This is a genomic window from Sphingopyxis sp. (assembly GCF_965279755.1).
Lineage (GTDB): Bacteria > Pseudomonadota > Alphaproteobacteria > Sphingomonadales > Sphingomonadaceae > Sphingopyxis.
Window position 1 is genome coordinate 2711505 of record NZ_OZ257261.1, and the last position, 12156, is coordinate 2723660.

10 protein-coding genes are annotated in these 12156 nt (G+C 64.7%); 5 read left to right on the forward strand and 5 right to left on the reverse strand.

The window, feature by feature from the left end; all coding sequences use genetic code 11:
- Positions 1-162: 162 nt before the first annotated feature.
- The 4 genes from trbG to ACQY80_RS13325 are packed head-to-tail and all read left to right on the forward strand — an operon-like array spanning position 163 to position 2737.
- Entirely contained in the window at positions 163-990 is an 828-nt protein-coding gene (gene trbG / locus ACQY80_RS13310; RefSeq protein ID WP_428680463.1) for a P-type conjugative transfer protein TrbG, read from the forward strand.
- Positions 987-2195 carry a TrbI/VirB10 family protein gene (locus ACQY80_RS13315; protein WP_428680465.1) on the forward strand — a complete coding sequence of 403 codons (1209 nt, stop codon included), beginning with the start codon at positions 987-989 and terminating at the stop codon, positions 2193-2195. The genes trbG and ACQY80_RS13315 overlap by 4 nt, the downstream gene beginning before the upstream one ends.
- Complete coding sequence (locus ACQY80_RS13320; RefSeq protein WP_428680467.1) at positions 2195-2422, forward strand: DUF2274 domain-containing protein; 228 nt, start codon at positions 2195-2197, stop codon at positions 2420-2422. Before ACQY80_RS13315 ends, ACQY80_RS13320 begins: the two co-directional genes overlap by 1 nt.
- Positions 2423-2476: 54 nt before the next feature.
- On the forward strand, positions 2477-2737 hold the full coding sequence (locus ACQY80_RS13325; RefSeq protein ID WP_428680470.1) for a helix-turn-helix transcriptional regulator: 261 nt from the start codon (positions 2477-2479) through the stop codon (positions 2735-2737).
- Here the strand turns inward: ACQY80_RS13325 and ACQY80_RS13330 are convergent.
- Both ACQY80_RS13330 and guaA read right to left on the reverse strand, forming a co-directional pair.
- Entirely contained in the window at positions 2727-3956 is a 1230-nt protein-coding gene (locus ACQY80_RS13330; RefSeq protein WP_428685866.1) for a tyrosine-type recombinase/integrase, read from the reverse strand. The two genes, ACQY80_RS13325 and ACQY80_RS13330, sit on opposite strands and share 11 nt — an antisense overlap.
- Positions 3957-4275: 319 nt before the next feature.
- A complete protein-coding gene (gene guaA, locus ACQY80_RS13335) occupies positions 4276-5865 on the reverse strand; it encodes a glutamine-hydrolyzing GMP synthase (RefSeq protein WP_428680473.1) in 1590 nt (529 codons plus the stop codon).
- A gap of 195 nt (positions 5866-6060) precedes the next feature.
- Here guaA and ACQY80_RS13340 point away from each other — a divergent pair, with 195 nt between their 5' ends.
- Positions 6061-8511: a TonB-dependent receptor plug domain-containing protein gene (locus ACQY80_RS13340; protein WP_428680476.1), complete on the forward strand. Its 2451-nt coding sequence runs from the start codon at positions 6061-6063 to the stop codon at positions 8509-8511.
- Here ACQY80_RS13340 and ACQY80_RS13345 read toward each other — a convergent pair.
- From ACQY80_RS13345 to ACQY80_RS13355, 3 genes are all read right to left on the reverse strand, one after another.
- Positions 8508-9557 carry a glycosyltransferase family 4 protein gene (locus ACQY80_RS13345; RefSeq protein ID WP_428680479.1) on the reverse strand — a complete coding sequence of 350 codons (1050 nt, stop codon included), beginning with the start codon at positions 9555-9557 and terminating at the stop codon, positions 8508-8510. The genes ACQY80_RS13340 and ACQY80_RS13345 overlap by 4 nt on opposite strands.
- Positions 9558-9562: 5 nt before the next feature.
- Entirely contained in the window at positions 9563-10444 is an 882-nt protein-coding gene (locus ACQY80_RS13350; protein WP_428680482.1) for a UDP-2,3-diacylglucosamine diphosphatase, read from the reverse strand.
- A gap of 229 nt (positions 10445-10673) precedes the next feature.
- Positions 10674-12107, reverse strand: coding sequence for an aldehyde dehydrogenase family protein (locus ACQY80_RS13355; protein WP_428680485.1), 1434 nt, complete (start codon positions 12105-12107; stop codon positions 10674-10676).
- Positions 12108-12156: the final 49 nt, after the last annotated feature.

Below are 12156 nucleotides of genomic sequence, written 5' to 3' on the forward strand. Positions count from 1 at the left end.
AACTCCGGCGCCGGTCGCGCCGGACCGGCCCTTGTCCGCGCCGCAGCCTTTCTCCCCGGCAGTTCCGGCCCGTGCCGCCGCCAATATTCCATCCGGATCGCCGCTCGATCCGGGCCTCGCACCGCTACCGGCCGCGCAGCCGGTTTCTGAAGGAGAAGCTCCATGATCCGCGCCCTGATTTTCGCCGCGAGCTGTGCCATGCTCGGACCGCCCGCGATCGCCCACTCGCCCACCGGCGTCGCGACCGCCAACAAGGCCGCCCTGCGCGAGCCTTCGGCTTCGGCCTATCTGAACGCCGTCCAGGTCTATCCCTACCAGGAAGGGGCACTCTACCGGCTTTACGCGGCGCCCGAACGGGTCAGCGATATCGCGCTGCAGCCGGGCGCGACGCTGACCTCGGTCGCTGCCGGCGACACGGTGCGCTGGACGGTTGGCGATACGAGCAGCGGCAGCGGCGAGGCAAAACGCACTCATCTCCTTGTAAAGCCCTTTGCGCCCGGTCTCTCGACGAACCTCGTCATCGCCACCGACCGGCGCGTCTATCATGTGCAGCTGACCAGCACCGCGTCGATGGCGATGACCGCGATCCGCTGGACCTATCCGCAAGACGAATTGCTTGCGATCGCCCGGCAGGCCAAGGAGCTCGAGGCGGCGATGCCCGTCACGGCGGGTATCGCAGTCGAGCGCCTCGACTTTGGCTATGGCATCACGGGTGACCGGCCCGCTTGGCGTCCGCTGCGCGCTTTCGACGATGGTCGCCAGACCTGGATCGAATTTCCCGCTGACATCGCCACCGGCGAGGCGCCGCCGCTCTTCGTTCTTGGCGAGAAGGGGGAGGCTGAACTTGTCAACTACCGCGTCACCGGACGCTATTACATCGTCGACCGTCTGTTCGCGGCGGCCGAGCTCCGGCTCGGCGCGAAGCGGCAGAAGATCGTCCGGATAACCCGCACCGCCAAGCCACAGCGACAGGCGGGGAGGGGGAAATGAGCGCCGAGACTGCCATGCCCGACACGGCCCCGGCGAAAGTCGACCCCGAAACCTTGGTGCTGCGGGGGCGGCCCGCGCGCGTGACCCGCTTTCGACGCGGCGCGATCGTCGCGATCGCCGGTGTGACCGCCACTGTCGTCGCGGGCGCGGCGTGGCTTGCGTTGAAACCGGTCGGCTTCGCATCGGGCGGGCCGGGCGATGATCGCCCTCCGGTCGCGGCCAAGCTGCCATCGGACGCTTTGCCGGGCGCACCGACGGGCTATGGCGACGTCCCCCCGCTCGGTCCGCCGCTGCCCGGCGATCTCGGCAGGCCCATCCTTGAAAAGCAGCGCGCGATGGCGATGGCGACGCCCGGCGATCCTGCTGCCGAAGCAGCGGCGCGCGCCGCGCAGGACGCGGAAACCGAGCGGCAGCGACTGGCGGCTGCGGCGCGCGCCGCACGCGAATCCGGCGTGATGCTGCAAATAGCAAGCGCCGCGCCCGGTTCGCCGGCTTCCGCTGCGGGGATATCGGAACCGCCGCAGCAGCCGGGCGCGCCGCTGGCAGACGCGGGCCCGAACGGTCGGACGCGCGGCAACGCCCTCGCCGGGCGCCCGAATGGCGACGAGACTGTCAGCCCGCATCGGCTCGAGGCGCCGCTATCGCCCTGGACGCTCCACGCCGGAAGTATCATCGCCGCGAGCCTGATCACCGGCCTCAACTCCGATCTTCCGGGGCTTGTCACCGCGCAGATTACTGAAAACGCATATGACAGCGTCACCGGCAAAACCTTGCTGTTGCCGCAAGGCTCGCGGTTGATTGGCAGCTGCGATAGCGTCGTGGCGTTCGGCCAGAGCCGTGCCTTGGTCGTCTGGCAGCGCATCATTCTCCCAGACGGCTCGTCCATCCGCATCGACAATGTCCCGGCGAGCGACACCGAAGGCTATGCCGGGCTGGCCGACCGCATCGATCGACACACGTGGCAGTTGCTGAAAGGGGTCGCGCTCTCGACACTTCTCGGCGTTGGCACGGAGCTCGGCCTCGGGAGCGGCGAAAGCGACCTCGTGCGCGCCATCCGCGAATCCGCGCAGCAAAATGGCGCTCGCGCCGGCGACCAGCTCGTTGCTCGCCAACTGGACGTCCAGCCTACGCTCACCGTGCGCCCGGGCTGGCCCCTTCGAATCGTGGTCCATAAGGACCTGATCCTCAAGCCCTGGAGGTCCTGATGGCTGCCATCAAGCTCGCTCGCCTGCCGGACCGGCAACCGGTGAAGATTACGATCCAGATCACGCCGACCCTTCATCATCAGCTCGGGCAATATGCCTCAGCCTACGAAGCCGCTTACGGACAAGCCGAAAGCATTGCCGACCTTGTACCAGCGATGCTGACAAGCTTCCTCGAAAGCGACCGCGAGTTCGTCAAAAGCCGTCGGGCAAGCGAGAGCGGGCGATGAGGCGGGCTGCGCCGCTCTTCGAAAATATCACAACCTCTCACACAGGATAAGAAGATGCCCAAGGGCACCCCGGCTGACTACACCCGCACCATCCGGCGCCATCAACTCAAGGAAATGGTGCCGCTCGCCGACAGTACGATTTTCGAAATGGAGCGGCGCGGCGAGTTTCCGCGCCGCTACGCGCTTTTGCCGAGGACAGTGGTGTGGAATCTTGCCGAGGTTGAGGCCTGGCTCGCTGATCGGAGGGCGCGGCCGATCTTCCGCGCCCAGCACGTCGACGTGCGCGATCGTCGCACGCGTCCTGTCAAAGACTAGGATCCAGATCGATCAGGCCCGATGCGGGCGGAAGAATGACCGGCGCGTAGCGGCGCCCGTCTATCCACGCGTCGACGGCATTCGACCATTGCTGCATCATATGGCGGCGCTGCTGCTCATATTCGGCCTTGTTGTAGACGCCGCGGGACGAACGGCCGTCTTCATGCGCGAGGCATTTCTCGATCCAGTCACTGTTGAACCCCATCTCGTCGAGAAGCGTCGACCCCGTTCTCCTGAGATCGTGGACCGTGAAAGGCTCGAGGGGCAGGCCATCCTTCTTCGCCTGATCGACCACCGAATAGGTCACTCGGTTGAACGTGGCGCGCGACATCGGCGCATCGGCGTCGTAGCGGGACGGTAGCAGATATCTCGAGCTTCCGGCACAGGTCTTCAGCGCGATCAGGATGTCGAGCATTTGGGTGGAGAGGTAGACATTGTGCGGCCTCGACCGCTTCATCCTCTCCTTGGGGATCGACCAGACTGCGTTCTCGAAGTCGACTTCCTCCCAGACCGCATCCTGTAACTCGCTTTTTCTCACCATTGAAAGCAGGAAGAATTTCATGCCCAACCGGATGGTGGGAAGGGTTGCCACCTTCTCGATGACCTTGAATAGGACGCGTATCTCGGAAGGCGAAAGCGAGCGGTCTTTCGGCGTGAAGGTGGCGATCGATGCGGGCCCGACCTCGTCGGCGGGGTTCGCGACCTTCTCGCCATGGAGAATTGCAAAGGCATAGATCTGCTTCAGGATGTCGCGAACATGGATCGCGGTAGCGGGCGCGCCGCGGTCCACGATCTTGAGGCAGTGATCGCGCAGATCGCCGGGCGTTATCTCCGGAAGAAGGCGGTTCTTCCAATAGGGCAACAGCTCCCGCTCGAAGATCGAGCGGCGCATCGCGCGGGTGCTGTCGGCCATCGCGGCGACTTTCAGCCATTTCTCGCCAAACTCTCCAAAGCTCCTGGCTTCCTTGATGCGCCGCTTTTCCCGCTGCTTTGCGATCGCTGGAGACTGACCTTCGGCGATCAGCCGCTTCGCGTCGATGCACTTCTCCCGAGCGCGCGCGAGCGACAGGTCCGAGGGAGAATATTTTCCGAGGGTGACGGTCTCTCGGCGGCCATGCAGTCGATAGTCGACGCGAAAGGAAATTGTGCCTCCGGGGCTGACCAGCACGTATATGCCGTCACGGTCTGAGACCTTATATGGTTTTGCTTTAGGTTTCAGGTGTTTGAGTTCTGAATCAGTGAGCCTCGGGAGTCCTCCGACAGAAAAATACCGTCAGCCTCAGGACGCAGCTCTCCCGCCCGAAAAACACTGTTTTTCTGACTTTTAGAGCGCAAAAAATACCGTCACGGGCTGATGTGTCCCTGACGGTATCGACGATTTCAGCAAGAGACAAGGGCAGCCGAGGCCGTCAGCCTGTCCGTCAAATGGGAAGGCCGCCCACCGATTGTCGCCGATTGATATCGACAACAAATTAAATTTTTTCAGATATTTGGAACTCGAAGCTATCCGGAAATCTGGCGTATTTTCGTGCCCCGAATCATTCCCACTCGATCGTGCCGGGCGGCTTCGACGTATAGTCGTAGACCACGCGGTTGATGCCCTGCACCTCGTTGATGATGCGTGTCGCGCAGCGGCTGAGGAAGCTCGCGTCGAACGGGTAGATGTCGGCGGTCATGCCGTCGGTCGAGGTCACGGCGCGGAGCGCGCAGACATGGTCGTAAGTTCGCCCGTCGCCCATCACGCCGACGGTCTTCACAGGCAGCAGTACCGCGAACGCCTGCCAGATCGCGTCGTAAAGCCCGGCGTTCCGGATTTCCTCAAGATAGACTGCGTCGGCCTTGCGCAGGATATCGCAGCGCTCCTTCGACACTTCGCCCGGAATGCGGATCGCGAGGCCGGGGCCGGGGAAGGGGTGACGTCCGACAAAGATATCGGGAAGTCCCAGCTCCTTGCCGAGCAGTCTTACTTCGTCCTTGAACAGTTCGCGCAGCGGTTCGACGAGCTTCATGTTCATGCGCTCGGGCAGGCCGCCGACATTGTGGTGGCTCTTGATCGTCACGCTCGGCCCGCCGGTGAACGAAACCGATTCAATGACGTCGGGATAGAGCGTGCCCTGCGCGAGGAAGTCGGCGCCGCCGATCTTCTTCGCTTCTTCCTCGAACACGTTGATGAATTCGGCGCCGATGAACTTGCGCTTCTTTTCGGGGTCGGTGACCCCCGCGAGGCCGCTCATGAAGCGTTCCTCGGCGTCCACCACGACGAGCGGAATGTTGTAATGATCGCGGAACAGGCGTTCGACCTGCTCGCGCTCGTTCATGCGCAGCAGGCCATGGTCGACGAAGACGCAGGTGAGCTGTTCGCCAACCGCCTCGTGGATCAGTACCGCGGCGACCGCGCTGTCGACGCCGCCCGACAGGCCGCAGAGCACGCGCTGGTCGCCGACCTGTGCGCGAATCTCGGCGATCTTCGTGGCGCGAAATTCGGCCATCGTCCAGTCGCCGCTGCAGCCGCAGACGTGGCGGACGAAATTGGCGATCAGCTTCGCGCCGTCGGGGGTGTGGACGACCTCGGGGTGGAACTGCGTGCCATAATAGCGGCGCTCGTCGTCGGCGATCAGCGCGAAGGGCGCGCCGTCGCTGATCGCGACGATGCGGAAGCCCGGCGCGAACTCGGTCACGCGGTCGCCATGGCTCATCCACACCTGATGGCGCTCGCCGACGTCCCACAGCCCGTCGAAGAGCACGCAGGGCTCGGTCACGGTCAGGAAGGCGCGGCCGAATTCGCCGTCGCGTTCGCCGTCAGCGCCGCCAGGCTCGACCTGACCGCCGAGCTGCTGACTCATGACCTGCTGGCCGTAACAGATGCCAAGGATCGGAAGGCCGCTGTCGAACACCGATTGCGGTGCGCGCGGGCTGCCGGTCGCGGGGACCGAGGCGGGCGAGCCCGACAGGATCACGCCCTTGGGCTTCATCCGTTCGAGCGCGGCCTCGGCGGCGCTGAACGGGACGATCTCGCTGTAAACGCCGGCTTCGCGGACGCGGCGCGCGATCAGCTGGGTCACCTGACTGCCGAAATCGACGATCAGGATGGATTCAGGGAGGGCGGCTGCTGTGTCTGGAGTCGGCATGGCTGGCCGATAAAGAGCCGCGGTCCTGCTGTCCAGCGGCCTCTATGACCCGCTCGTAGAACAATCGTCGCTTCGACATATTGTTGCGACAATTGCGACATAGCTGAACGACCGACGAAAAACGGCGTCAGCGAGTGTTAAGCCCCGATGGGCCAAGAAAAACCGAAGACAGAAAAGAAACAAGGTCTCTCCCTTATGAAAAAATATCGCCTCTCCCTTTCCTCGCGGGCCATTTTGCTGGCCGCCGGTGCGTCGCTTGCGATGCCGGTCATGGCGGAAACCGAAACGGCGGAGGCCGCCGCAGTCGATCAGCCGGCGGAACAGGCGGCGGCGTCCTCATCGTCCGACGATATCTATGACGATACCGACGGCGACGAGATCATCGTCACCGCGCCGCGGCTCGCTGGGCAGCTCGAGACCGATATCGCGGCCGAAGCCGAGCTCGATGAAGCCGCGATCGCCAGCTATGGCGTGTCGAACGTGTCCGAACTGCTCGACGCGCTGGCGCCGCAGACGCGTTCAGGACGCGGGCGCGGCAGCGGCCGGCCGATCATCCTCGTCAACGGTCGCCGCATCGGTGGCTTCGGCGAGGTTCGCAACCTGCCGCCCGAGGCGATCGCGAAGGTCGAGATTTTCCCCGAAGAAGTCGCGCTTCAATACGGCTATTCGGCCGACGACCGTGTCGTCAATCTGGTGCTCAAGCCCAATTTCCGCCAGATCGCGGTCGAAGCCGAAGGCGGCATTCCGACGCAGGGCGGGCGGTTCCAGAGCGAGATCGACCCGAGCTTCGTCGCGATCGGCAAGAATGGCCGCGTGAACCTCAATGCCGGGTGGGAACATGCGACGATGCTGCGCGAGAGCGAGCGCGACCTTCGCTATGACGATCCGGCGCTCGCCGCCCAGGCGCCGGCGCGCAGCCTGCTGCCGGCGACCGACACCTATTCGATCGACGGCACGATCCAGCGGGGTATCGACAAGGTCACCGACGCATCGCTCAACGTCCGCTTCGATCAGACCGACAGCCTGTCGCTGCTCGGTCCCGGCGCGGGCGGCGTGAGCGATCCGCTGCGCCGCGACAGCCGCAGCCGCAACCTGACCTCGACCGCCAGCGTCAACGGGATGCTCGGTGACTGGCGATGGTCGCTGTCGGGCAATTACGCCGACGCCGATCAGCTGACCTTCACCGACCGCTACAACAGCCTGACCTCGACCTCTTCGGTTGACCGCTTCGACAGCAGCCAGCAGACCTTCGGGGGCAATGCCAATCTGTCAGGCACGGTCACCGACGGCTGGGCCGGCCCGATCCGCCTGTCGATGACGGGCGGCTATTCGGGCATCCGCTATGACAGCCGGTCGGTGACCTCGAACGGCCTGGCGACGAGCGATCTCGCCCGCGACCTTCCGAGCGTCTTCGGCTCGCTGACCGTCCCGCTTCTCGACCCTGACTATAATGTCGGCAAGGTCGGCCGGGTCTCGCTGACTTTGAGCGGGCAGGTGCAGAATCCCAGCGATTTCAATTCGCTGAAAAGCTGGGGCGCCAACCTCAACTGGGGCCTCACCAAAAATCTGTCGGTGATCGCGAGCTTCAACCATGACGAGGCCGCGCCTAGCGTCACCCAGCTTGGCGCCGCGCCGCTGGTAACGCCTGCCGTCAACTATTACGACTTCCGCAATGGCCAGACCGTCCAGATCACGACGACCACGGGCGGCAACCCGTTCCTGCTTGCCGAGCAGCGCCGCGATCTCAAGCTGGGGCTGAACTGGTCGCCGCCGATGATCGAGGGGCTCGACCTGTCGATCAATTACAACAGCAACAAAAGCTATGACACGGCGAACGCCTTTCCGCTGCTGACGCCCGAAATCGAAGCGGCGTTCCCCGACCGCGTGACCCGCGATGGCAACGGCACGCTGATCGCGCTCGACCAGCGCCCGGTCAATTTCGACCGCGCCGAAAATTCGCAGATCCGCTGGGGCATCAACTTCGGCAAGAGCTTTGGGCAGCCGGCACAGGGCGGTCCCGGTGGGCCGGGCGGTGCGGGCGGACCGCGGCCGGGTGGTGAAGGCGGCGCGCAGGGACCGCGTGGCGGCCCCGGCGGTGGTCCGGGCGGCGGCCCGCGCATGGGCGTGCGTGGGCCCGGCGGGCCCGGGGGCATGTTCGGCGGACCTCAGGGCGGCCGCTGGCAGGTGTCGCTCTATCACACGATCAAGCTGACCGACACGGTGCTGATCCGTCCGGGCGTGCCCGAACTCGACCTGTTGAATGGCTCGGCGACGGGCAGCAGCGGCGGCAGCAACCGCAACCTGCTCGAACTCGACGGCGGCGTCTTTTACAAGGGGATGGGGGCTCGCGTCAGCGCGAAGTACGACAGCGGCAGCACCGTGGTCGGCGGCAGCGCGGGCGACCTGAAGTTTGGTGACCTCGCGACCTTCAACCTGCGCTTCTTCATGGACTTCAATCAGCGGGCAGAGCTGACGAAGAAGCTGCCGTTCCTGAAGGGATCGCGCCTGCGTCTGTCGGTGGACAATCTGTTCGACGCCCAGCGCAAGATCACCGACGCCAATGGTGTCGTGCCGCTCAACTACCAGCCGGGCTATTCGGATCCGCTCGGCCGCTATGTCGAGCTGGAGTGGCGCAAGTCCTTCTAGGCGGGGTAGGGCGCGCCGATCATGCTTCCGGACGAAGGCTCGGCCGGAACGAAGGTCAGGGCGTCCAGGAACTGCGCGGTGCAGCCGGCCCAGCTATAGCGCAAGCCCAGCGCGGCGGCGTCGGCGCGGTTGCACGTCAGCGCCGCCGCGATTGCCGTATCAAGGTCTTCGTCGAGCGCGCCCGCGCCGCCGGTCACGATGTCGCCGGGGCCGGGAACCGGATAGGCGGCCACGGGCGTTCCCGACGACAGCGCCTCGATGACGACTAGCCCGAAAGTGTCGGTGCGGCTTGGAAAGACGAAGACGTCGGCGCCGGCATAGGCCGAGGCTAGCTCCTCGCCACCCATCTTGCCGAGGAAAAGCACATCGGGATAGCGCGCGCGGAGGTCGGCGAGCGCGGGGCCGTCGCCGACGATTATTTTCGTGCCCGGCTGCCGGGTGGTCAGGAACGCCTTGATATTCTTTTCGACCGCAACGCGGCCGACATAGAGCTGGATCGGCCGGGGCAGATCCCGGAAGGCTGGATGCGCCGGCCGGTCGGCGCGGAACAGCCGGTGGTCGACGCCGCGCTCCCACATCATCGTCTGATCCAGCCCCTGATCGGCGAGCTCGCGTTTCAGCGACCGCGTCGCGACCATGATGTGCCGCGCGGGCTGGTGAAACCAGCGGATGAAGCGCCAGACGAAATCGGCCGATACGGGCAGCCGCGCCGCGACATATTCGGGAAAGCGCGTGTGGTAGGCAGTGGTGAACGGAAAGCCGTTCGCCAGGCACCAGCGCCGCGCCGCAAGCCCGAGCGGCCCTTCGGTCGAAATGTGGATCGCCTGCGGGGCGAAGGCGCGGATGCGGCGGCCGACGGCGCGCCGGCCGGCAAAGGCCAGGCGGATCTCGCCATAGGTCGGGCAGGGGATCGACCGGAACAGGTCGGGCGAAATCACTTCGACCTCATGCCCCTTGGCGCGCAACTCGCCGATCGTCGCCTGCAGCGTGCGGACGACGCCGTTAACCTGCGGCGTCCAGGCGTCGGTGACGATCAGGATCCGCATCGCGGTCAGGCCGCGCGGGCGGGGGCGGGCAGGCTCAGCTGGGCAGGTGCGCTGCGGGCGGCAACCTCCTCGGCCCAGTGGAGAATTTCCATCGTGCCGTCATGATGCTCGACCAGCGCGGTGCATCCCTCAACCCAGTCGCCGTCGTTGTAATAGTCGACGCCGTCGATCTCGCGCATCTCGGCGCTGTGGATGTGGCCGCACACGACGCCGTCGACGCCGCGCGCGCGCGCAGCATGGGCGACGACTTCTTCATAACGGCCGATGAACTGGACCGCGTTCTTCACCTTGTGCTTTGCGACCAGCGACAGCGACCAATAGGGCAGGCCGAGCTTGCTGCGCACCGCGTTCACCACGACGTTGCACTTCATCAGCGCGGTGTAGGCAGCGTCGCCGACGAAGGCGAGCCAGCGGTGCGCGAGCATCACCGCGTCGAAATCGTCGCCATGGACGACGAGCAATTTCTTCCCCGTTGCGGTCTCGTGGATCGCCTCGCGCCGGATTTCGACGCCGCCGAAGTCGAAGCCGTCGAACGGCTTGATCATCTCGTCATGATTGCCGGGGACATAGACGACGCGCGTGCCGCGCTTCGCACGCTTCAGCACGCGCCACACGACGTCATTATGCTCGGGTGGCCAGAAATGCCGCTTCTTGAGCCGCCAGCCGTCGATGATGTCGCCGACGAGGTAAAGCGTCTCGCAGTCGACATGGTCGAAGAAGTCAATCAGCAGCGGCGCGTTGCAGCCGCGCGTGCCGAGATGGATGTCGCTGACCCACACCGCGCGATAATTGCGGCGCTCGCCGATTACCCGTTCGGGAATATGCGGGTCGGTCGTGAAGGGGTCGGGAAAACGGGCGGGGATGGGCAGGGTAGAAATCGATGCCATGTCTCACTCCGTAGGCAGCCTTGGCTGCCCACGGCCTAGACAGGAGTTTTGTTACAGCGTGCGGCCCGAAGCCGCGACAGTTTGAAGAAAGTTAGGCGTCACTTCGGTGACGGCTCGATCGTTTCCAATCTTCGTCATTGCGAGGAGCCGAAGGCGACGCGGCAATCCAGAGCGTGCGTAAACCGCTCTGGATTGCTTCGCTTCGCTCGCAATGACAAGGCGTAAGGATCTAAGTCCGCCTTATCACCAGATTCCTGATTTCGCTCATATCCTCGATCGCGAAGCGCACGCCTTCGCGGCCCAGCCCCGAGTCCTTGACCCCGCCATAGGGCATGTTGTCGACGCGGTAGCTCGACACGTCGTTGACGACGATGCCGCCGACGTCGAGATGGTCCCACGCCTCCAATATCTTGTGGATGTCGCGCGTGAAGATGCCGGCCTGCAGCCCGAACTTGCTGTCGTTGACCTCGGCGAGCGCCGCTTCCCAGTTCGAGAATTTCGACAGGACGACGACCGGACCAAAGGCTTCCTCGCGCACCACATCGGTGCCATCCGGAACATTCTCCAACAGCGTCGCCTCGAGCATGTTTCCGTCGCAGCCGCCGCCCGCGAGCAAGGTTGCGCCCGCATCGACCGCGGCGTCGATCCAGCCCTTCAGCCGCTGCGCTTCCTTTGCCGAAATCATCGGGCCGATGAAGGTGTCGCGGTTCTTCGGGTCTCCCGATTTCAGCGTCTTGACCTTCGCGGTTAGCATGTCGCGGAAGGTATCGTAGATATCTTCGTGAATGATCGTACGCTGCACATGGATGCAGCTTTGCCCCGACTGATAATAGCCCCCGAAGACGATCCGCGCGAGCGCATGATCGAGGTCGGCATCCTTGTCCACGATCACCGCGGCGTTGCCGCCCAGCTCGAGCACGACCTTTTTCTTGCCCGCCTTGGCTTTCAGATCCCAGCCCACGCCGGGCGAACCGGTAAACGAAAGCAGCTTAAGCCGCTCGTCGGTGGTGAACAGGTCGGCACCGTCGCGGCTTGCCGGCAGGATACTGAACGCACCCTCGGGCAGGATGTCGCACTCGGCGAGCACCTCGCCCATGATGATCGCGCCGAGCGGCGTCATCGACGCCGGCTTCATCACAAAGGGGCAGCCGATCGCGATCGCCGGTGCGATCTTGTGCGCGGCAAGATTGAGCGGAAAGTTGAAGGGCGAGATGAAGCTGCACGGACCGATCGGTACGCGCTTCCACATCCCCATATAGCCCTTGGCGCGCGCCGAGATGTCGAGCGGCTGGATCTCGCCATAATTGCGCGTGGCTTCCTCCGCGGCGATGCGGAAGGTGTCGATCAGGCGGCTGACCTCGCCCTCGGCGTCGGCGATCGGCTTGCCCGCCTCGACGCACAGCGCATAGGCGAGTTCGTCGAACCGCTCGCGAAAGCGCTTCACACAATGGTTGAGGACGTCCTGCTTCTCGAAGCTCGCGAGCCGCGCCATCGGCTCGGCGGCGCGAACGGCGCCGGCGATCGCCTCGTCGATGACATCGGGGGTCGCCAGCGCGGTGCGGAACGCGACCTCGCCGGTGAACTTGTCGATCACCGCGAGATCGGTGTTCGGCTGCACAGCCTTGTTGTTGAGATAGAGCGGATAGACGTCTTTGAGTTTCATCGCTTTCTCCATCCTCCCGCAGGCGGGAGGGGGCTTTCAGAGGCACGTG

Bases quoted from the DNA above. Each gene is read 5' to 3' on its own strand.
- ACQY80_RS13350 (WP_428680482.1), bottom strand. From the start codon at position 10,444: ATGGCATCGATTTCTACCCTGCCCATCCCCGCCCGTTTTCCCGACCCC.
- ACQY80_RS13355 (WP_428680485.1), bottom strand. From the start codon at position 12,107: ATGAAACTCAAAGACGTCTATCCGCTCTATCTCAACAACAAGGCTGTG.
- guaA (WP_428680473.1), bottom strand. From the start codon at position 5,865: ATGCCGACTCCAGACACAGCAGCCGCCCTCCCTGAATCCATCCTGATC.
- ACQY80_RS13340 (WP_428680476.1), top strand. From the start codon at position 6,061: ATGAAAAAATATCGCCTCTCCCTTTCCTCGCGGGCCATTTTGCTGGCC.
- trbG (WP_428680463.1), top strand. From the start codon at position 163: ATGATCCGCGCCCTGATTTTCGCCGCGAGCTGTGCCATGCTCGGACCG.
- ACQY80_RS13325 (WP_428680470.1), top strand. From the start codon at position 2,477: ATGCCCAAGGGCACCCCGGCTGACTACACCCGCACCATCCGGCGCCAT.
- ACQY80_RS13320 (WP_428680467.1), top strand. From the start codon at position 2,195: ATGGCTGCCATCAAGCTCGCTCGCCTGCCGGACCGGCAACCGGTGAAG.
- ACQY80_RS13345 (WP_428680479.1), bottom strand. From the start codon at position 9,557: ATGCGGATCCTGATCGTCACCGACGCCTGGACGCCGCAGGTTAACGGC.
- ACQY80_RS13315 (WP_428680465.1), top strand. From the start codon at position 987: ATGAGCGCCGAGACTGCCATGCCCGACACGGCCCCGGCGAAAGTCGAC.